Genomic DNA, 22,044 nt, shown 5'->3' on the forward strand with positions numbered 1-22,044 from the left:
AACTATTTGCCAAAAACCTGCTGAGTCGAATCCATGATTTGATTGTAGCAAAAATTATCGATAAGACTGATTAAAGCATGAATTAAAATAGTATTGTTTTCTGGTATTGATTTGATCAATTCAGTAATTAAATCATTGTCAGCTAGCATTGCCGCTTGATGGAGTTCCTTAATCCAACTATCAGGCATTTGTAATAAAGAGTTCTTGAGATTAGCTTCTAAAGTTTCTAGATCATCTGATGCCCTGTCAGTAAGACGACGATTGCTTTCATCTTCGTACAAATAAGTTACACCTAGATACTCAGCCAATTTGTCAAAAATAAGTGCTTCCCGAAAAGGCTTACGCACAAAATCATCACAACCTGCGGAAAGGATAATTGTTCGTTCTTCTTCCAAGGCACTTGCCGTTAAGGCAATAATCACAGTTGCTTGCCCCTTTAAATGGGATTTAATTTGACGAGTTGCTTCATATCCATCCATAACAGGCATTCGCATATCCATCCAGATTAGGTGAGGCTCCCAGTCATTCCAAATAGCGATCGCCTCAGCACCATTTTCGGCTTCACGGACTTGGAAGCCTACAGCTTCTAAAATTTTGACTAATAAATGCCGACTTTCCCATCGATCCTCTACGACGAGGAGGCGATACTCTGGCTGGTTGGGAGCTAAACCGATGATATAGCGATCGCTGATTTGCCTTAATGGGACAGGAGAAGATAACGCCTCCACTGGGATATCAACTTGAAAGATACTGCCTTCACCTAACCGACTACTGACTGTAATCTGACCTCCCATGAATTGAGCAAATTTAAGACTGATAGGTAATCCTAGTCCAGTTCCTTCCGAAGACTTCTTCCCTATGTCTGTCTGTTCAAATGCTTCAAATATTTTCTCTAAATAATTGGCTGGAATACCTGCACCAGTATCTTCTATTGTAAATTTTAAGATGGTTGGGGATGGCTCTAGAGGCTGAGATGACAAATGAAAATCTGGTTCTAACGATTTAGTTACTTCACTAGTTACGCCATTAATTACATCAATGGATAGAACTATTGAGCCTTGATTGGTAAATTTGATGGCATTACTCAATAAATTTATTAGGATTTGGCGAAGTTTTCCTTCGTCGGTACTAATCCATTGAGGAACTGCTGGCGATCGGGTGAAAATCATTTGTAATGACTTATCACTAACCTTAAGGCGAAACATTTTTTCTAATGTTTCTAGAAGATGATACAAATCAAAACTAGTGATGTTTAAGGTGATACGTCCTGATTCAATTTTAGACATATCTAAAACATCATTAATAAGTTCCAATAAATGTTCGCCACTGTCATGGATGATCTTGAGATAGGAGCGATGATTGTCTTTTACAGAGCTATCTCGCACCATCAGTTGAGTAAATCCCAAAATTGCATTTAATGGTGTTCGTAGTTCATGACTCATACTTGCTAAAAATTGCCCTTTGGCAAAACTAGCCGATTCGGCAGCTAGCTTTGCTTGATTGAGTTGTTGCTCGACTTGTTTGCTCTCTGTAATATCACGGGCGACCCAAACCACAGTCTCGGTGTCAATGGGAGAGACACTGGCATTCCACCAAAATCCTTGCTCGGTAGAGGCAAGATAATATTCAAGACTTAGAGTTTGCTGAGTCTCTAAAACCTGTTGCACATGACTAGTAAATACTTCTGCCAGTTCGGGACAGAATAACTCCGAAGGTAGTTTGCCAATTAATTCATTTGGATCATGCCAAACTGGGTTTCTGCGCGTTTTAGGGATCTTAAGAATACGTCCTAAGCGATCGCGTACCAAGATCACTTCATCCATCGCCGCAAATAAGGCTTTCATTTCGGCATTGGTAACTCTGAGCCTTTCTTCGGCTTGTTTGTGGTCTATGCCGATCGCGATCGCATTCGCGAGTAAATCTATAGTCTGAATATCTGTATCTAAATGTGACTGAGAAATCATCAGGATTACACCAATGATTTTACCTTTAACGATCAAAGGATGCCCTACTAGAGACACAATCCCTTTTTCCTGCAACCACAATTGATCGGTTTCGCATAGATCTGCCAAGATCTGATCAGTCAAAAGTGGCTGAAACATGCCTTGGGTAATCGACCAAATTTGGTCTTTTGTAATTAGATTAGAGAGGCGATCGCTATCTGATTTGCTATAGTTTCCTGCGCTAACTTGTAAATCTAAATCATTACCAAAAGCATTGACAGTCCAGATCTGAGCAAAAGAGACATTCATATGTCGCCATAGAGATTCGACAAAGGCTTGTAGAACCTCTTCTAATGTGAGTAGCTGTGTCGATGCAGAGCCAATCTCTGCCATTAAAATTGATAAATGCACGCGCTCTAAAAGCTCAGCTTCAACTTGTTTGCGATCGCTAATATCAAAAATCGCTCCATCTAACCACAATAATTGATCGTTTTCCGTGAAGGCTCCTTGACCTTTTTCATACAGCCAGCGAACATCGCCATGGGCATCAATAATTCGATATTCTAAAACAAAAGGTTCTTGACAAGCCAAACTTTCCCAAATAATCCTTTCTACCATATCTTGATCTTCAGGGTGAATAATACTTGCCCAACTGCGAATTTGATTATCAATAAAGTCTTTGGAATGATAGCCAGTTAGCTCGTCAACTGCTCCACCCATAAATATCATTGTCCAATCGTGATCGTAGGCACATCGATAAACGATTCCCGAAAGATTAGAAACTAAACTGCTAAATTTCGCTTCAGACATTTGTAGTTCTGTCATCCGCTCTTGAATTCGCAATTCGAGAGATTGATTATCCCCCTCTAGTTCGTTAAAAGACTGCTTTAATTGAGCCGCCATCCGATTAAATGATTGGGAGAGTATATTTAGTTCATCAATTTCTGCTGATGGAACTTCCCGATCCAACTCACCATTTGCTAAAGCTTGACTCGCTATAGTTAAGCGTCGCAATGATTTGTTGATATATTGAGTGGTGAAAACACCTAAAGCGATCGCTCCAGCTAATGATAGACAAGCAAGCAAAATAGTTGTTTTTCGCTTGGCATCAAGTTGTTCTGTAAAGTCAGTCTCAGGCATTACCACGGCGATTAGCCAGTTAAGCCCATATTCATCGCGATAGGGCATTACTTTGAGAAATATACTCTTCCCTTCAACCGAAAACTTTAAATTCTGCTCTGTGTTAATTTGCTCTAAGCTACCAACTTGTTGCTCTAGATGCTCAGTTGCCGCCCTAAGCATAGGTTGACTACTATCTTTAACTAGCAATCTCTGTATTTTTTTGCGATCGCTATCAACTTCATAGGGCTTTTCCACAGTTGAGCTAGCTACCAATAAGCCTGAAGGTTCGAGGATAAAAGCTTGTCCTGATTTCCCAATTTTCAACTCCCCTAGAAACTTATTAATATTCTCTAAAGACAGATCAGCGCCTAAAACGCCGATTCGCTCGCCATTAGAACTATATACTGGCAAACTAGCGGTTATAACTTGTTCAGGTAAAGTAGAATCTTGATAAATTGGACTCCAGATCGGTTTATTGCTTTGCAAAGCCGCCTGATACCAAGGACGTTGGCGGGCATCATAGAATTCAGGTTTACCTTTAAGTCCGATCCGATTTCCTTGTGAATCAAGACTGTAATAGTAACGCTGAAGACCATCCATGTTAATCGCTAATTGAAAAGATTGTTCTGAACTTTTCTCTTTGTTCAGGCGGGTAACGCCGATAAATTCCCCAGCCTGTTCGCCTCCATAATAGATCCAGCAAACTGTGGGAAAATTCTGAATCTGATGCCAAAGATAGCTCTCACTAGCTTTACCTTGTTTTTTTAATATTCCTTGTCGCAATGCATCAGCATTAATTTTATTAATTAAGTGAGGAGTAATAAGATATGAAGTGAGCTTCTGTTTAATGCGATCGCTAATTTCATTTTGCAGTTGTCCGACTAAATTAGAGATCGTTTCCTGCTCACTCCGCCAAGACAGCCACGCCGTCAATCCCGATATCCCAACGATCAAGATCGCAAACTGACCGATCAGAATAAACTTAAGTGATAATTTTCGAGATTTGCGAGGCTGGACGGGGAGTCTATCGCTCATTATTTTGTTCTGAACTTAATTAGTAGAGAGTTTAAATCCTTCTTTAATTCCTCAGTTTTTGTGAAAAGACAAAAAATTATCGTGCTAGAGCACTTAGAAACTGTTGCAATCGTCCTAAGAATGACCCTGATTGCTTACCAGTCTTTTGCTTAAATAAACGATCAATGTCTTCACTAGATGGGCGTTGGGCTACCTCAGCCATCGACTGCATTCCCTCTTCGGTCTGTTGCCATACTTGCCATGTTTGCGGATAGCAACGCCATAAAGCGCCAAGCTCTAGCGGCTTGATGTAATAGGCTGTCTCGAAAGTACTTAAAAAGCGATCGCGCATTTGTCTTGCGGCAAGCCCTAAACCCACTTCACTATTCTCAAGGCGAGGATTAAGCATCACAAAGGGGCGATCGCCTGCTAGCTGCGCCAACTTTTCTACTAGTTCAACTTCAACTGAAGTTGGCTCAATGACCAGAAATGCTTGATCTTCCTCACGAATAGCTCTGCGTCCTTCGTTGACTCCGCGCACGGATACATCAAGATCCGCCCATTCGCGCTTAGCAAGAGCCGCAGCCCCTGCATCTGAGAAAATGGCTTGCCAAGCTTTACCATAGCGTTGATTAAAACTAGCTGCAAACTCATAGGCGATCGGCATCACTTTGAGCTCAGGAAAACGTAGATCGGCAATTACACGATTTGCGCCATCTGCGATCGCTTGATGTGTAGCTGCGATCGCTTGTTCAGTAGTATCTTCTAAATTATCAGGCAGTAAGATTGGCTCTTGAGTCATAAAAATGGATTAATTTTAAAATTATTAGAAAGTTGCGAATTATTTTAGACCGAAATCAGCTTGATTAGGAAATCCAGTTACTCAGAAACTCCACTTGTCCTCGCATTGCTTCTGTTGATTTGGTATTGATCAACCTCAATACTCCACGCATTAATTGCCCAATTCCATATCGTTGCTGGGGAGCTAAAATAATTCCGCCATGAGATAAGCCTTGCTCTAGAAGATCACTATGCAATCGATAAAAATCTCTGGTGTTAAAACTGAAGATAACGCGATCATTCTCTTTTGCCCAATCTAGCTGTTCTTGATCAGATTTGTGGAGCATTCCGACATCAGCAACAGTTAGGACATCGACATTACGCGATCGCAAGGCTTGCACAAAATCTTCATCCATTGAATCTTCGTCAAAGTAAATTAATATCTTACTCATCTGCTGCTCAGTTCAGTCTTTGAACTATGCAAGTCTGCCAATCGCCAATATTCAGCATCTGCTTCGGCAAGTTCTGCCTCGATCTCAGCGCGGTTGACATGGTAATAGGTCAGAGCAGCATAAACTTGAGCAAGGTTTAGATGGCTAATTCGGCGGACAATTTCTACTGCATCTGCGCCCTGTTTGTAGAGAACTACAACTCTAGAAACAGAAGTTCTAGTTCCTGTAATTATGGGACGGCGATCGTCTTTGTCAGTGGAACGAGTTACTAATGTGCCGATGTCAGTAGTAGCGAGCATATTTTTTTAAATCCTACGCTAAAGTTGTTCATAACTTTAAGCTTATCATTTTTGCTAGCAACCAGAATTGGGGCTTGCCGTAAATTATTTTAGCAGGTTGCCAAAAACTTGATTGACAGTCAATTTCAAATTTGGGAAAGTTCGCGATCGTAGAATCTCATTATCCGTAAACTCACAAGACTCATACCATCCGTCTTCAAGATTAAAAACAGTAATTTTGTTCACTAATGGATCGACAACCCAATATTCTAAAATCCCTAATACGCTATACTCGGCACGCTTAGCGCGATAGTCAGTACTTTTAGTTGATTCACTTACGACTTCTATAACTAAGATTGGTGCTGGTTGATTGATTTCGATAATTGCTTCGCAAGTTTGCAGCGATCGCCATTGCTCTCTTGGCATAACTACCAAATCGGGAATCCGACAAGTATCCCATCGACCACCCTTGGGACTACGCACACCAACTAATGCAGGTAAAACTACCCAATCTTGATTTTGTTCAGCAATATCGACTTCGAGATTTCTTTCCAAAAACTTGATCACCGCACCATGCTGACCAGTTCCCAAACACATCGGAATTAATTCTCCATTTACCAACTCATAGCGCTGCTCAGTACCATCGATATATTTGAGGTACTCCGCAAAATTTAGGCGATCGCTTGCAATAGTCATAGCAAATTTTCAGCAATAACTTCACTTGATTTTAACTTAAAAAGGCAGGGCTACGCTTCGCGTAGCCCTGCCTTTTTAAATGAGTAAATTTGGACGATGATTACATCATGCCGCCCATGCCACCCATACCGCCCATGCCACCCATGCCGCCCATGCCACCAGCAGCACCAGCGCCAGCGCCAGCATTCTTTTCTGGCTTCTCGACGACTAGAGCTTCGGTGGTCAAGACCATGCCAGCAACAGAAGCAGCATTTTGCAATGCCGAACGGACAACCTTAGCAGGATCAATGATTCCAGTCGCGATCAAGTCAACATATTCGCCTTTGAGTGCATCAAAGCCATGATTGAAGCTCATGCCCTTGACCTTTTCAACGACGACAGTACCTTCTAGCCCAGCGTTATCGCTGATTTGACGAAGAGGAGCTGACAGAGAGCGAGATACGATTTCAGCACCGATTGCTTCTTCGTTCTTCAAGGTTGCTTTGAACTCTAGAAGCTCAACTGCAAGGTGAGCAAGAGTTGCACCGCCACCAGGAACGATGCCTTCTTCAACCGCAGCGCGGGTAGAGTTAAGAGCATCTTCGATGCGAAGCTTGCGATCCTTCAGTTCGGTTTCAGTAGCAGCACCGACCTTGATTACAGCTACACCACCAGAGAGCTTAGCAATGCGCTCTTGTAGCTTTTCTTTATCATAGTCTGAGTCGCTGAGATCTAATTCCTTACGGATTTGAGCAACACGTTTGTCAATATTGGACTTATTGGCAATGTCAGAGACGATGGTGGTTTTGTCCTTAGAAATAGTGATCTTGCGAGCAGTACCCAGCATTTCAAGGGTTGCAGCGCTAAGTTCCAACCCAGTATCTTCAGAAATAACTTGACCGTCAGTAAGAACTGCGATATCTTGCAACATCGCTTTACGGCGATCGCCAAAACCAGGAGCTTTGATGGCTGCGATATTCAGAGAACCTCTGAGCTTGTTCACAACTAGAGTTGCTAGAGCTTCGCCTTCAACATCTTCAGAGATGATGACCAAAGGAGAGCCAGAACGAGCAGCTTTCTCAAGAATAGGAACGAGGTCTTGAATTACATTGATTTTCTTGTCTGTAATCAAGATTTTGGCATTCTCAAAGTCCACCAACTGACGTTCGTTGTCAGTGACGAAGTAAGGAGAGATATAACCGCGATCAAGTTGCATACCTTCGACAACTTCCAATTCAGTTGTAAGGGATTTCGATTCTTCAACGGTGATTACGCCATCTTTGCCAACTTTGTCCATGGCATGAGCAATCATTTCACCAATCTCAGCATCATTTCCAGATGAGATTGTAGCGATTTGGGCGATTTCGGCATTGGAGTCAACAGCCTTTGCTTTTTGAGCAATTACATCAACAAGGTGAGCAACTGCTTTTTCTATGCCACGACGAACACCGACTGGGTTTGCACCTGCGGCAACGTTCTTCAAACCTTCGCGAATCATTTCTTGAGCCAAAACAGTAGCGCTGGTGGTTCCGTCGCCTGCTACATCATTAGTTTTGGAAGCAACTTCACGAATTAGTTGAGCGCCAGCATTTTCTAGGGGATCTTCTAATTCAATTTCTTTGGCGATGCTCACACCGTCATTGATGATTTGAGGAGCGCCATATTTCTTTTCGAGAACTACGTTACGACCTTTTGGTCCAAGGGTGACACGAACAGCGTCAGCTAGTGCGTTCACACCACGCTCAAGGGCGCGGCGAGACTCTTCATCAAATACTACGATTTTTGCCATGTTTTTGTTTTTGTAATTGGTGATTGGTAATAGGGGCTTTTAGTCTAGAACCTGTTATTCATTTATCAATTTGGTGAAATAACAGTTTAAAAAAGCTAATTGTTAATTGCTCTATTCAACGATCGCGAGAATATCTCTTTCAGCAAGTAGTAAATAATCTACGTTTTCGATTTTGACTTCAGTACCTGCATACTTAGAGTACAAAACTTTATCGCCAGCTTTGACTTCTAGTGCAACACGAGTACCTTTGTCATTACGAGAGCCAGGTCCTACGGCAGTTACTTCACCTACTTGAGGTTTTTCTTGTGCTGTATCTGGCAAGAAAATACCGCCTACGGTCTTTTCTTCTTTAGTTGCTACTTTGACCAATAGGCGATCGCCTAGGGGTTGCAATGTACCAGTATTTAGGGTTAACGATGCCACTATGCCATACCTCCTTAAAATCTAATCAGAGTGGACTTTGCAAGTGATGACTCAAGGTGGATTTTGATCTCACTTCGATCACACATTACGTGCTTTAGCACTCTGTCTCACTGAGTGCTAATATACTGCGAAATGAGTATGGGACTAGATCGGCTTACCGTACATTGCTGGCTGTGCGAAGCGCTACGGGGCTAAAAACAAGGGTGGCGCTTTGCGTCACCCTTGTTTTTCAGTAATAACCGCATCTAATGGCACGTCCCAAATATCACTAGGAATCGCATCTATATAAAAGTCATCAAAAATTATTCCTGCTTTAAATCCTGTTGAGTTCGGCAACCAGCGATCGTAAAAGCCCCCACCATAGCCCAGTCGATAACTTCGGCGATCGCAAGCTACCGCAGGTATCAAAATTAGATCGATATTATCTAAATCCATAAGTGGCAAGTCATGGCGCGGCTCAAGGATGCCAAAGGCTCCCGATCGCATATTGCTCTCAAAATCGGCGATCGTGACTTGATGCCAAATCAGATCTTTTTCTACACAGCGCGAAAATCCCCAAGTTTTGTCAGGAAATCTTTGCCAAAGCTGACTTAAATCTGGCTCTTGGCGAAAACTAGTGAAAGCCAGAATATTTTGGGCTTGTTGGAAAATCTGCCAATTGGTGATGCGATCGCAGAGCATTTGACTTTTGTGTTGCCAAATTTGCTCAGGGATTTGGCGGCGATGGTTGAGCAATGCGCGTCTAAGTTGTTTTTTGGTTTGCGGAAATTCTGGCATAGGGAAAATGGCGATCGATCTTACCTGTGATCATACTGAGTCGCCCTGCACTCAAGTGCGGGCTAAAAGCTCAAACCCGTTGAAACGGGTTACGGAAAGTTATTCTTTAGTCCACTTCAGTGGACTTGAGCTTTTAGCCAAGAACTTGAGTTCTTGGTTTATTTTCATGAGCCCTAATAATGTTTAAAATCTATAAGTATTGTTGTATTGCATAGGGGCAATTATGAGTGGTTTTACGGAAGACGATCGCGAATATATCGCTCTGATACGTCAATTGCCACGCCCTACCATGGAGCAAACAGCATTATTTGCAAGTTATATTACTGAATCTCATAGTTGGTACAAGCACCTGCCTTTATTGCCCAGAGTCCCCTTCTATCTATATTTAGACCCTAACGCAGGTAAAAATATTATTCAGACTCACACTGGTGAAATAGCGGTTTTAGAAATTACCGACGAGAGCAGTAAATTTCATTACACTTGGCAAACAACTAAAGAATATCGCGAGAGATTTGGACTGTGGAACTATCATTCTGAGTATGGTAGTCGCTTTCTTATAGATAGTGATGGAGGCGTAGTTTCAGATCCTAGAGATAAAGGACTTCAGATCTTTGCCCCATTTTCTAATCAAGGTGCGTGGATACAAGTTCCTTTGGTATTACAAGAATTGGCTCAAGTTAATCTGTCATCAATTATTCATCCCTCAATGCAAGCAAGATTCTGGCAAATTTCAGAAAGTGAAAGAAATTCTTTTGATCGCGACTATCCCATTATTCCTCAGACTATAGCTGAACAAATATCCAATAATATGTGGCAGAATCTCTGGTGGATTTTTAGCCAACAGTCTGTTATTCAACTCACCCCTAAACTTTCTTTTGACTTACTTGTAGAGATTCTGCTGACTGAAGGAGATATATTAGGTAACGTAGGTAGTGATTATCGATATATCTGGAACGAAGAGAACCGCATTTTAGCTCTGATGCGAACCAAAGCATTTGAGGGTTTTTCTTTTAAAAATACTCTGCTAATTCTTGAACGAGCTAGATCTCTGATCAGTTTAGATGACAAATATCTAGGCTGTAGCCAAAGCTTTAGAAGCATGTATAGTCGTTTTGTGAAGAATAGTCACGATCGAGTAACCTCTCTTACAAAGTTAGAAATTGAAGCCTTAGAAATCGAATTTACAGATTCTCCCAACTCTTTTGTAAGACAATTTTTTGAGAAGCCAGAGGAAGCCTTAGAAATCAAGCAGAGATTAAGAGTTCTTTTGGGCGAAGAGGAGTCAAAGACTATACCTTTTGAAGTTGTCAAATTACTAAACTGGATTGTGGAATCGAGGATGCAGCAATTAGAAGAGATGATTACTGCGATGAATCACATTGTTGAATCAATTTATGGGCTTGAGTAAGGCGATCTCGATCCAAACAAGATTACAATATGTTAAGCAAACATAATGACAGTAAAGATCCAGCAGACAAGACATGAAAGCAGCGATTATTGGTGCAGGCTTGGCGGGTATGAGTGCGGCAGTCGAACTCAGCGAGCAAGGCTATGAAGTAGAACTTTTTGAATCCCGCCCCTTTGTGGGCGGCAAAGTCAGCAGTTGGCTGGACAAAGATGGCAACCATATCGAGATGGGCTTGCATGTGTTTTTTGGCTGCTATTACAACCTGTTTGCCCTGATGAAAAAAACAGGCGCATTCGAGCATCTCCGACTCAAGGAACATACCCATATTTTCGTTAATCCAGGTGGCAAACAAGCAGCCCTTGATTTTCGTAACTTTGGTGGTGCACCCTTTCATGGACTGAAAGCCTTTGTAACCACAGGACAATTACCACTGAAGGACAAAATCCAAAATGCAATCGCGATCGGGCGGAGTCCATTAATTCGCGGCTTAGTCGATCATGTTGGCGCAATGAAAGAAATCCGCGCCCTCGACAACATCAGCTTTAAAGATTGGTTTTTGGGTATGGGCGGATCTCAAGCCAGTCTCGACCTGATGTGGGATGCGATCGCTTACGGTTTAGGCTTCATCGACTGCGAAAATATTTCTGCTAGATGTATGCTCACGATCTTCCAATTTTTCGCATCGAGAACCGAAGCTTCGATTTTGAGAATGCTTGAAGGCTCGCCCAATGACTTCTTGCATAAGCCTATCGTCAAACATATTGAATCCAAAGGTGGCAAAATCCATTTACGTCGTGGTGTGCGCGAAGTTCTCTTTGAAGGCGAAGGCGATGATACTCGCGTTACAGGTTTAATCATCGGCAAGGAAGACGGCGAAGAAATTGTGACAGCGGATGTGTATATCTGCGCCACTGATGTACCTGGAGTAAAGAGAATCATCCCTGAGAAATGGCGAATTTGGTCGCAGTTTGACAATATCTATAAGCTGGATGCTGTGCCAGTAATTACCGTACAACTTCGCTTTGATGGTTGGGTTACTGATATTGATAACTTGCTTTATGCCATTAAAGTAGACTTCTCTACCTTTGCTGATCTGGCGATTACTAGTCCCACTGACTATTACAAAGAAGGAGAAGGTTCTTTATTGCAAGTCGTGATCACGCCTGCGGATGATTACATTAAGCTCAGCAATGAAGCGATCGTCGAGAAGATGATTGCTCAAGTCCATGAGATTTTCCCTTCTTCCAATAAGTTGAACGTCACTTGGTCAAGTGTTGTCAAACTCGCCCAGTCTCTATATCGTGAGGCTCCAGGTCAAGATCCATTCCGTCCCGATCAGGCTACACCTGTAAAGAATTTCTTCCTTGCAGGCAGCTACACGATGCAAGACTACATCGACAGTATGGAAGGCGCAACGCTTTCAGGCAAGATGTGTGCTGCGGAAGTGATTAAGAGTAGGCAGTTAGCGAAAGTATAGAAAAAAGAACCGTGCATTGCACGGTTCTTTTTTGGTAAGAACTATGGATTTACCACTGATCTATCATCCCAATTACGTCGCACCGATCGCTAATACCAATCGGTTCCCGATGGAAAAATTTCGCTTGCTTTATGAGATGTTGATAGTCGATGGGGTAGCGCGACCAGAACAGTTTTTTGTGCCAGAGCTACCAGATTTAGATGCGATCGCCTTGGTACACGATCGCGAATACGTGGATGCATATTGGACAGGAAATCTCGATCCTAAAGCTCAGCGACGTATCGGATTGCCTTGGAGTCCAGAGCTTGCCTATCGCACCAGAATCGCAGTGGGGGGCACATTATTGACTGCGCGACTAGCCTTAGCTCATGGTTTAGCTTGCAATACAGCGGGAGGTACTCATCACGCTTTTCCTAGCTATGGCTCAGGATTTTGTATTTTTAATGATCTTGCGATCGCCTCGCGAGTATTGCTAAAAGAAGGGTTGGTCAAAAAAATCCTGATTGTTGATTTGGATGTGCATCAAGGCGATGGCACGGCTCTAATTTTTCAGAACGAGCCAAATGTGTTTACTTTCTCAATGCATTGCCAGATTAATTTCCCATCGATCAAACAAATTAGCGATCGCGATGTACCTCTACGCGAAGGCATGGAAGATGATGAATATTTACGCACTCTTGCCAATTATTTGCCAGATTTATTAACTGAATTTCAGCCCGACTTAGTACTTTACGATGCAGGAGTAGATCCACATATAGGCGATCGCCTTGGTAAACTTGCACTCACTGATGCAGGTATATTTCGCCGCGATATGCAGGTTTTGAGTACTTGTGTTTCCCAAGGTTTCCCCGTTGCCTGCGTGATCGGTGGTGGTTATTGCGAAGATATGCGATCGCTAGTTTATCGACATTCAATCTTGCATCGGGCTGCTAGTGAGATATATCGGCAATATCGTCTATAGTGCTTGCCGAAATGCTTTGAGTGCAGATTTTTGTAAAACCCAAAAAATGAGTGGCGGCGCGAAGTGCCGCCACTCATTTTTTGGGTTTTGCAACATTTAGTTGGAAACTTCTTTCCCATGTTGGCGCAATAATTCCATCAGTTCGTCACGATAATCATGAAATATCTTGTGTCTTTTAACGGAAGCACTGCGATCGGGAAGATTGATGGTGATTTCCTTTCTGACTGTGCCAGGTCTCGAACCGAGAGCGTAGATACGGTTCGCTAAAAACACTGACTCCTCTACATCGTGTGTAATCATAAAAATAGTGATATTGGTACGCTGCCAAAGATCAATCATAAATTCATGCATGGTTTCTTTGGTGTGAACGTCCAACGCTGAGAAAGGTTCATCCATAAGTAGAACTTTTGGCTCAGAGGCTAGTGCGCGAGCGATCGCAACCCGTTGTTTCATCCCCCCCGATAATTGCTTGGGTAAAGCTTTACCAAACTGGGTCAAACCCACAACATCTAGATAGTAACTAGCGCGTTCTTTACGGAGCTTTTTCGGGACACCCAACAACTTAAGCCCAAATTCAGCATTTTCTAAAACGCTCATCCAAGGATAAAGGGTGTAGTTTTGAAAGATCATGCCGCGATCGTGTCCTGGAGCGTTAATTAATTGACCATCAACAATTACCTCGCCAGAGGTAGGGCGATCGAGCCCAGCTATTTGCCTTAATAACGTAGATTTGCCAGATCCTGAAGCTCCAACAGCGCAAATATACTCACCTTGAGCAATATTGATATTAATATCCTTTAAGACAACAAGCTGTCCATTTTTGGTAGGAAAGCTCTTATGGAGATTCTTGATTTGTATGTACATAATTTGCTCCTAATAAAAAAATTTAGTAATTGTGTTGCGGGCGCTCCGCGTCCGCAACACAATTACATTTTTTGACTTGCCCACTTACAAGAAACCCGAATCATTGCTTGAAAAAAAAGATCGAAGGATAGACCAATCACACCAATTACGATCAATCCCACAAAAATCTCGTCAGTTTTTAGAAATCTACCCGCAACACTGATGCGTCTGCCTAAACCTTCCGTAGCAGCAATTAACTCTGAGACTATGACTAATTGCCAAGCAGCCGCTAAGTTAATGCGGCAAGCATCGAGGATTCCAGGCAGTACGTGGGGAAATATGACCTGAAGTAATGCGGATCTACGTGTACCGCCCAGAATATAGGTGGATTCAATTAACTCCTTAGGGACAAACTTGACAGTATCCATCACCATTAAGGAATTGAAAAAAAATACCCCGATAAAAATCAAAGTGATTTTTGGCTCTTCTCCAATGCCTAAATAAAGAATTAATAAAGGAATAAAAGCTGGTGCAGGCATATAGCGAACTAATCCAAACAGAGGCTCTAATAAGGCGCGAATGCTAGCAAAACTTCCCATTAAGACTCCAATAGGAATTGAAAACAAACCTACCAGTAAAGCCCCTACACCTACACGCCATAGACTGGCGAGTGTATCTTTTTGGATTTCGCCAGTACTCCACAATCTTGTAAATGCAGTAGCTACTTGTGCTGGTGATGGCAAAAACTTCGTATCAATATGTCCAAATGTTGTGATAGCCCACCATAGTGAGAATGGTAGAGCTATCGAAGTGACCATCAGGGCTGTGTTTAGTCTAGGGGGTAATTCTTCCGCGATTTGCCAAAACACACTGGAGTTAACCTTTCTCGGCCTGATAAATTCACGAATTGATTTGGGTGGTTCATTCATCGTGTTTAGGGGGATTTCACTTTTTTGGCATAGGCCTTGACAAAGCGATCGTCAAATAACTTGCTGGTGTCAGGAGAAGTCTTAGCCAACCCTACCTCATTTAAAAACTTGCTCATTTCTTTCGCAGCAAACGACAAAGAGTTCATATCGTTGCCTACTTCAAAAGCTTTGAGATTTTCTTCAACCGTAAAGATTTTGGTGCCATCAGCGTACTGTTTGTACTCATCCAAACTCACGCCTGCACGTTTCGCCATAATGTCATTGGCTTTAGCTGGATTAGCCTTAATATAATCAAGCGTCGCAAACCATGAATCTACTGCGGCTTGAACTTTTTCGGGATTAGCATCAACAAATTTGCGAGTAAATACCAAGTGATCGGAAATAGCCCCTGGGAATTCCTTAGAACTAAATAGTTCTTTACTTCCAGCCCGTTTTAATGCTTGGGTCGTAAAGGGTGCAAATACTGCTACAGCATCTACCTGTCCACCAACGAAGGCAGTAGCAGCTTTACCAGTCTCGAGAGGTACAAATTGGATGTCTTTAGGAGATAACCCTGCTTTTTTCATCCCCAATAGAAGTAGAAAATGATCGACTGTACCTTCCTCAGCTGCAACTTTTTTACCCTTAAGATCAGCGATCGAATTAATCCCTTCGCTGACAATAATTTTGTCGTTACCAGTTGAATTGTCATTTACTAGAACAATTACCTGATCGGCTCCTCCAGCAACTGAGCTAACTGTGTCTCCTAATGTTTGACTGTTGGCATCGATTTGCCCTGCGGTTAAAGTGTTGATCGATTCTAAATAACCATCAAACCATTTCAAATCAACGGTTAGATTACTCTTCTTGAAAAAGCCTTCATCTTGAGCGACTTGCCAAGGAAACCATCCTGGCCAAGCGCTAAATCCTAAGCGCAATGAATCTGCCGCTTTACTCGGTGAGTTACTCGGTGCGGTGCTAGCCGTAGTTTGAATATTGCTAGCGGGATTTGAGCAACTAATAGTGAGAGTTAAAGCGACAAAAAATACGAGGAGAGAGGATAGAAGCGATCGCAGTTTCATAACAGTTATTTTAGAGAGTTGATATTCAAAGTTAATAAAATGGAAAAGCCCAGAAGAAACTTTCAGATGTTAATCCTGAAGTTCCTCCCGGGCTTTTATCCCTCCGTGTAGCCAACTAAACCAATAAAATCACTTGTAAAGGTAGTTGACCTGCTTCTCTTGGACCAGCACTTAGTTGTGAGGTATGTAGTTGTTACCTTAACCAAATCGGAACCCTAGAAACAATTAAATTTTTTCTAAGAAGTTAGTAAGACAGTTATTCCTCAGAAGTTTGTGTTATTGATCAAAACTTTTCTAGGAAACAAACTATCAAGTAGACTAGAAAGTATTTGTGCTTGAATATACAAACTTGAGATATTATTGAATATGTATGATTAGAGGGAAAGTAATTTTTAATACAATTTGCGTTGCTGCTTAAAGAGTATTTAATGTATGATATGCAATGTTAAGTTCATTTAACAAAAAGTATTCGTTTCTAGGGTTCCGATTACATTCAATTTCAGTTTAAAAAAATTGAGTTGAGAGTGATGACTGGTCCAAGAGAAGCAGCCATTTTCAATCGATTAATTTGAAATAATTTTTATTCGATTCGGAATTGGTCACACGGAGGGATAAAAGCCCGGGAGAGTCAAATGACAGCAAACTCAATGGCGAGTTACTGTTCAGGGCTACCTGGGCTTTCGCTATTGTAGGTATGCTCTTCATAGCTATTTCTTTAAGGAGTTAATCATGCTTACAAAATCTAACCTCGATCCAGCCTTGGTAATCTGGGACGAAGCTATTCCTGGTGGAACCTACTGGTCACATCTGATTAGGAAGGGAACAACACTGCGGATCTCTGCACCTGAAGGTTCTAGGGGTCTATCTTTTCTTTGTTATAACGCTGATAACGTGATTGAGCGTTACAATGCTGCTGACACCGCTAAAATTCAATTTAATGCATTCCTAACAAAAGGTAAATTGCTATATACCGACATGGGACGGGTCTTATTTTCGATTACAGAAGATACATGTGGAAATCATGACACCCTATCTGGATGTAGTAATGTAGCAACTAATTCTGCAAAATATGGAGAAGATAGTTTCTATCGCAGTGCGCGGGATAATTTTCTGTTGGCTTTGGCAAAACGGAATATGGGTAAACGCGATATCATGCCTAATGTGAATTGGTTTGCCCATGTTGCGGTGGATGGGAACGGAAATCTGGTTTGGGCTGAGCAGGTTGCCCAAGCTGGAGACTTTATTGATTTGCGTGCTGAGATGAACGTATTAGCGGTAATTTCTAATACTCCACATGTACTTGATCCTAATCCTGTGTACGATCCTAAACCGATTCAAGTCACTGTTTGGAAATCTCCTGCACCTACAAGCGATGATCTCTGCCGTACAAGTTGCCCAGAGGCGATCAGGGGATTTCAAAATACTGATGCCTATTTTGAAGAATTATCGATTTTAGCCCACTAGTTTAATTTCGACTCTATATAATCACAACATTCAATTTGGAGAAGTATATGTTAGCAACTTTAGTTGAACTCGATCCTCAAAAGGCTATCTACAATCAAGTCCTACCTGCACGCCGCCCTTGGATGCAATTGATCAAGAAGGGACAAACATTACGCATCGTCGATCTTGGCGGCAATCAGGCGGTGGATGTACTGATTTATAATGCTGCTGATACTAGCGATCGCTACAGCGCACCTGATACGATCCGAATGCAGGGGAACATTTTTATCACGACTGGTACAAAGCTCTATTCCAGTGATGGTAATGTACTGATGACAGTTGTAAAGGATACTTGCGGTAAACATGATACCTCTGGTGGAGCCTGTAGCCGAGAGAGCAATTCGGTGCGGTATGGTTTGGATAAGAAATGGCTACATGCCTGTGTAGAGAACTACTTATATGCACTCAAAGATTATGATATGGGCAAGAGGGATTTGGTGAGTAACATCAATTTCTTTATGAATGTGCCAGTCAGTGAAGATGGAACTTTAGAGATTGTTGATGGCATCTCCGACCCCGGCAGTACGGTTGACCTTCTGGCTGAGATGGATGTACTGTTCTTGATTTCCAATTGTCCTCAGATTAATAATCCTTGCAATGCTTACAATCCTACTCCAATCCAATTGATGATTTGGGATGCCTAGCTAGGCGCAAAACAATTTAGTTATGGGCAGTGCAAAGCGCTGCCCATAACTATTGACTAAATCTTCATCATTTTAATAATACTAATTATGTTCTTATGTTCTCTAAAATTCTAATTGCGAACCGTGGTGAAATTGCTTGTCGGATCATTCGCACCTGCGATCGCTTAGGGATTAAATCTGTTGCTGTTTATTCGCAAGCGGATACCTATGCTCTGCATGTATCCATGGCAAGTGAGGCGGTAGAAATTGGAGGAGCATTGGCTGCCGAGAGCTATTTACGTTGGGAAAGAATTTTAGAAGCTGCAAAACAAACAGGGGCAGAAGCAATCCATCCTGGCTATGGATTTTTGAGTGAAAATGCCGAATTTGCGGAGGCTTGCGCCAGTCAAGGGCTCATTTTTATTGCGCCTACGCCAAGCCAAATGCGTAGTTTTGGACTAAAGCATACAGCTAGAGAATTAGCAGCACAGAATCAAGTTCCATTACTGCCAGGGACTGGACTATTGACAGATGTGGAGGAGGCTTTAAGGGAAGCTGACAAGATCGGTTATCCTGTGATGCTCAAAAGCACGGCGGGTGGTGGCGGTATTGGCTTGCAACTCTGTCGCAGTCAAGCACAGTTACCAGATTTGTTTGCGACAGTTAAGCGATTGAGTCAGAATAACTTCAAACAAAGTGGCATTTATTTAGAACGATATGTGGAATCAGCTCGTCATATTGAAGTGCAAATTTTTGGCGATGGCAATGGACGTGTGTTGACCTTAGGCGATCGCGATTGTTCGGTTCAACGCCGCAATCAAAAAGTAATTGAAGAGACTCCTGCGCCTAATATTTCCGATGCTTTGCGCCAACAACTTTACGAGGCAGCTTTCAAACTGGGGGCATCGGTCAATTATCAGTCAGCTGGGACTGTAGAATTTGTATTTGATAGCGATCGCCAAGAATTTTATTTTTTAGAGGTAAATACGCGACTCCAAGTTGAACATGGAGTTACAGAGGCGGTTACAGGGATTGATTTAGTCGAATGGATGATTCGGCTGGCGGCGGGTGATGCTAGTTTTTTTGATACCTATGACCATTCTCCTCACGGTCATTCTATCCAAGTCAGAATTTATGCCGAAGATCCATCCAAAAACTTCCAACCCAGTTCGGGCGTTTTAACTGAGGTGAGATTACCAGAAGATATTCGTTGCGATCTCTGGATTGAGACTGGCACTGAGATCATGCCCTACTATGATCCGTTGTTGGCAAAATTGATTGTCTATGGAGAGACAAGAACCGATGCGATCGCCAAATTACAATCAGCTTTAGGTAATACCCAAATCGCAGGGATTGAAACCAATCTAGATTATCTTTACCAAATCCTCCAAGCACCTGAGTTTATAGCGGGACATATTCATACTAAATTTTTGAATTCTTTTAGCTATACACCCCGAACTATAGATGTCTTAGAAGCAGGTACTTTCAGCACTATTCAAGACTATCCAGGGCGTGTCGGTTACTGGAATATTGGCGTGCCACCTTCGGGAGCAATGGACACTTTAGCGTTAAGGTATGCTAATCGTTTGGTTGGTAATTCTGAAGCGGCGGCGGCGCTAGAATTTACAGTTAATGGAGCGACCCTCCGTTTTAATGTTGATACGATCATTTGTCTGACAGGGGCGACCATGCAAGCGGAATTGGACGGAAATCCAATTGACTATTGGACAGCGATACAGGTAAATAAAGGCAGCATTTTACAAATGAAGGCGATCGCAGGCAATGGGCTGCGATCTTATCTAGCAGTCCAAAATGGTTTTGATGTTCCTGATTATCTGGGGAGTAAATCAACATTTACTCTAGGTAAATTTGGTGGACATTGTGGAAGGATTTTACGAATTGGTGATGTGCTTAAGCTTAATCCTTCTGACAAGCAAACAATTGATTCCGCAACACTTTTGCGTCTACCCCCAGCCCTGATCCCTGAGTATCCACAACATTGGGAAATAGGAGTGCTTTATGGCCCCCATGGCGCTCCAGATTTCTTTACCGATGATGATATCGAAATGTTTTTTGCGAGTAATTGGGAAGTGCATTATAACTCGGCAAGAACTGGTATCAGATTAATTGGAGCGAAGCCCCAATGGGCGAGAACCGATGGCGGCGAAGCGGGGCTTCACCCTTCTAACATCCATGACAATGCCTATGCGGTGGGGGCGATCGATTTTACTGGCGATATGCCGATCATTCTCGGTGTTGATGGCCCAAGCTTGGGCGGGTTTGTTTGTCCTGCCACTATTGCCCTCGCCGAGATCTGGAAGATTGGTCAGCTAAAGCCAGGGAATACCGTCAGATTTGTGCGGATTAGCCATGAGCAAGCGTTACAGCAAAAAATTCAACAAGACTATCAAGTCGCGACCCTAGAATTCAGTACTGCCGCTATTGAAAGTAGATCCACAGAATTCTCCCTTTTGCCTAGCTCGTCCTTAAATATCGCAGCCTTGAGTACGGCGGCGATATTGCATGAATTACCCCATAACGAAATTGCCGTAAAATATCGCCGTTCGGGAGATGACAATATTCTCATTGAATATGGAGAACTAGTTCTCGATCTGAATCTTCGTTTTCGGATTCATGCTCTAATGGAATGGTTAGCTCTAAATCCTCTAGCTGGAATTTTGGAATTGACCCCTGGCATCCGATCGCTGCAAGTACATTACGACAGTCAGATCCTACCCCTAGAAAAATTACTAGAGATCTTGATTGTCGCTGAAACTGAAATGCCATCTGTGACAGAGATGGAAGTGCCAACGCGCATTGTCTACCTGCCCTTATCTTGGGATGATGCCTCGACTAAATTGGCAATTGAGAAGTATATGCGATCAGTTAATCCTAAAGCGCCTTGGTGTCCCAGTAATATTGAATTTATTCGGCGCATCAATGGTTTAGATGATATAGAAGCTGTTAAGCAAATTATCTTTAATGCTAGTTATTTAGTGTTGGGGTTAGGAGATGTGTACTTAGGCGCTCCCGTGGCGACTCCTATCGACCCCCGTCATCGCCTTGTTACTACTAAATACAATCCTGCCCGTACTTGGACTCCCGAAAATGCCGTTGGCATTGGTGGCGCATATATGTGCGTGTATGGGATGGAAGGTCCTGGTGGCTATCAGTTTTTTGGGCGCACCGTACAAATGTGGAATACCTATCGCCAAACCCCTGATTTTGAAGCAGGAAAACCTTGGCTGCTCCGCTTCTTCGATCAAGTTCGTTTTTATCCTGTCTCCGAAGCAGAGTTACTACAGCATCGACAAGATTTTATCCACGGCAGATTTAAACTGCGGATCGAACATGAAACTTTCAGTTTGAAGAAATACAATGATTTTCTGGCAGCTATTGCCGATGAAGCGGCTATATTTAAATCTCAACAGCAGCAGTCCTTTGATGCGGAGCGCGATCGCTGGGTAGCCGATAATCTGCTTATCGATGCAGACTCCGTACCCGATATTATCCCTGACGCAGATGAATTTATTCTTCCACCCAATAGCGAACTGGTAATTTCTCATATTCCTGCCAATGTCTGGCAAGTTGTAGTGCAAGTTGGTAGTGAGGTCAAAGTAGGCGATCGCTTAATCGTTCTAGAATCCATGAAAATGGAAATGACCATAGTTGCTAATGTGACGGGTACGGTAACAGAAATCCTCTGTAATGAGGGGAAGATGGTGTCCGTAGGGCAAGGATTATGTGTGATTTTAAAAGCTTACAGCAAATTCCGATCAAACACGCCACAAGTCTAGTAATCTAAAGCATCACTAAAGTTAAACAAAATATGTCAGCATATTCGCTTGATTTACGGCAGAAGATATTAAATGCATGGCAAAATAAAGAAAATACACAGAGAGGTTTAGCTAAACGATTTAAAGTTAGCTTATCGTTTGTACGAGATTTTTTGCGTCGGTATCGAGAAACAAATGAAATAGCAGCGA

At 42.5% G+C, this 22,044-nt stretch carries 17 protein-coding genes and 1 riboswitch; of the genes, 6 read left to right on the top strand and 11 right to left on the bottom strand.

Annotated features, from left to right (window positions below):
- Window positions 1-2 precede the first annotated feature (2 nt).
- The 8 genes from PseudUWO311_RS20010 to PseudUWO311_RS20045 form a co-directional block, all read right to left on the bottom strand.
- Window positions 3-4,100: a cache domain-containing protein gene (locus PseudUWO311_RS20010; RefSeq protein WP_142657000.1), complete on the bottom strand. Its 4,098-nt coding sequence runs from the start codon at window positions 4,098-4,100 to the stop codon at window positions 3-5.
- A 76-nt stretch (window positions 4,101-4,176) separates the two neighbouring features.
- A complete protein-coding gene (locus tag PseudUWO311_RS20015) occupies window positions 4,177-4,881 on the bottom strand; it encodes a DUF1995 family protein (RefSeq protein ID WP_142657001.1) in 705 nt (234 codons plus the stop codon).
- A 64-nt stretch (window positions 4,882-4,945) separates the two neighbouring features.
- Window positions 4,946-5,311 (bottom strand): DUF5615 family PIN-like protein, encoded by a 366-nt coding sequence (locus tag PseudUWO311_RS20020; RefSeq protein WP_142657002.1) that lies wholly within the window; start codon window positions 5,309-5,311, stop codon window positions 4,946-4,948.
- Complete coding sequence (locus tag PseudUWO311_RS20025; protein ID WP_142657003.1) at window positions 5,308-5,610, bottom strand: DUF433 domain-containing protein; 303 nt, start codon at window positions 5,608-5,610, stop codon at window positions 5,308-5,310. Before PseudUWO311_RS20025 ends, PseudUWO311_RS20020 begins: the two co-directional genes overlap by 4 nt.
- Before the next feature lie 84 nt (window positions 5,611-5,694).
- Window positions 5,695-6,285, bottom strand: a complete 591-nt coding sequence (locus PseudUWO311_RS20030; protein WP_142657004.1) for a Uma2 family endonuclease — start codon at window positions 6,283-6,285, stop codon at window positions 5,695-5,697.
- A gap of 100 nt (window positions 6,286-6,385) precedes the next feature.
- Entirely contained in the window at window positions 6,386-8,053 is a 1,668-nt protein-coding gene (groL, locus tag PseudUWO311_RS20035) for a chaperonin GroEL (protein WP_142657005.1), read from the bottom strand.
- Between the two features lie 111 nt (window positions 8,054-8,164).
- Window positions 8,165-8,476, bottom strand: coding sequence for a co-chaperone GroES (gene groES, locus PseudUWO311_RS20040; RefSeq protein ID WP_142657006.1), 312 nt, complete (start codon window positions 8,474-8,476; stop codon window positions 8,165-8,167).
- 216 nt (window positions 8,477-8,692) lie between these two features.
- Window positions 8,693-9,253: a 5-formyltetrahydrofolate cyclo-ligase gene (locus tag PseudUWO311_RS20045; protein WP_142657007.1), complete on the bottom strand. Its 561-nt coding sequence runs from the start codon at window positions 9,251-9,253 to the stop codon at window positions 8,693-8,695.
- A gap of 223 nt (window positions 9,254-9,476) precedes the next feature.
- On the opposite strand from PseudUWO311_RS20045, the gene PseudUWO311_RS20050 reads away from it, so the two are divergent.
- The 3 genes from PseudUWO311_RS20050 (at window position 9,477) to PseudUWO311_RS20060 (ending at window position 13,099) form a co-directional block, all read left to right on the top strand.
- Window positions 9,477-10,661 (top strand): hypothetical protein, encoded by a 1,185-nt coding sequence (locus tag PseudUWO311_RS20050; RefSeq protein ID WP_142657008.1) that lies wholly within the window; start codon window positions 9,477-9,479, stop codon window positions 10,659-10,661.
- 73 nt (window positions 10,662-10,734) lie between these two features.
- On the top strand, window positions 10,735-12,138 hold the full coding sequence (gene zds, locus PseudUWO311_RS20055; RefSeq protein WP_142657009.1) for a 9,9'-di-cis-zeta-carotene desaturase: 1,404 nt from the start codon (window positions 10,735-10,737) through the stop codon (window positions 12,136-12,138).
- A 43-nt stretch (window positions 12,139-12,181) separates the two neighbouring features.
- The gene (locus PseudUWO311_RS20060; protein WP_142657010.1) at window positions 12,182-13,099 is read left to right on the top strand and encodes a histone deacetylase; all 918 of its coding nucleotides are present in this window, start codon (window positions 12,182-12,184) and stop codon (window positions 13,097-13,099) included.
- A 96-nt stretch (window positions 13,100-13,195) separates the two neighbouring features.
- On the opposite strand, the gene PseudUWO311_RS20065 is transcribed toward PseudUWO311_RS20060, so the two are convergent.
- From PseudUWO311_RS20065 to PseudUWO311_RS20075, 3 genes are all read right to left on the bottom strand, one after another.
- Window positions 13,196-13,963, bottom strand: a complete 768-nt coding sequence (locus tag PseudUWO311_RS20065; RefSeq protein ID WP_142657011.1) for an ABC transporter ATP-binding protein — start codon at window positions 13,961-13,963, stop codon at window positions 13,196-13,198.
- Between the two features lie 62 nt (window positions 13,964-14,025).
- A complete protein-coding gene (locus tag PseudUWO311_RS20070; RefSeq protein ID WP_142657012.1) occupies window positions 14,026-14,871 on the bottom strand; it encodes an ABC transporter permease in 846 nt (281 codons plus the stop codon).
- A 5-nt stretch (window positions 14,872-14,876) separates the two neighbouring features.
- The gene (locus PseudUWO311_RS20075) at window positions 14,877-15,932 is read right to left on the bottom strand and encodes an ABC transporter substrate-binding protein (protein WP_190303583.1); all 1,056 of its coding nucleotides are present in this window, start codon (window positions 15,930-15,932) and stop codon (window positions 14,877-14,879) included.
- Between the two features lie 82 nt (window positions 15,933-16,014).
- Window positions 16,015-16,162, bottom strand: a riboswitch (guanidine-I (ykkC/yxkD leader).
- A gap of 499 nt (window positions 16,163-16,661) precedes the next feature.
- Between PseudUWO311_RS20075 and PseudUWO311_RS20080 the strand changes: the two genes are divergently transcribed.
- The 3 genes from PseudUWO311_RS20080 (at window position 16,662) to uca (ending at window position 21,855) form a co-directional block, all read left to right on the top strand.
- Window positions 16,662-17,396 (top strand): urea amidolyase associated protein UAAP1, encoded by a 735-nt coding sequence (locus tag PseudUWO311_RS20080; protein WP_142657014.1) that lies wholly within the window; start codon window positions 16,662-16,664, stop codon window positions 17,394-17,396.
- A 47-nt stretch (window positions 17,397-17,443) separates the two neighbouring features.
- Window positions 17,444-18,079 (top strand): urea amidolyase associated protein UAAP2, encoded by a 636-nt coding sequence (locus PseudUWO311_RS20085; RefSeq protein WP_142657015.1) that lies wholly within the window; start codon window positions 17,444-17,446, stop codon window positions 18,077-18,079.
- A 95-nt stretch (window positions 18,080-18,174) separates the two neighbouring features.
- On the top strand, window positions 18,175-21,855 hold the full coding sequence (uca, locus tag PseudUWO311_RS20090; protein ID WP_142657016.1) for an urea carboxylase: 3,681 nt from the start codon (window positions 18,175-18,177) through the stop codon (window positions 21,853-21,855).
- Window positions 21,856-22,044: the final 189 nt, after the last annotated feature.

It is taken from the genome of Pseudanabaena sp. UWO311 (assembly GCF_006937785.1).
Classification (GTDB): Bacteria; Cyanobacteriota; Cyanobacteriia; order Pseudanabaenales; family Pseudanabaenaceae; genus Pseudanabaena.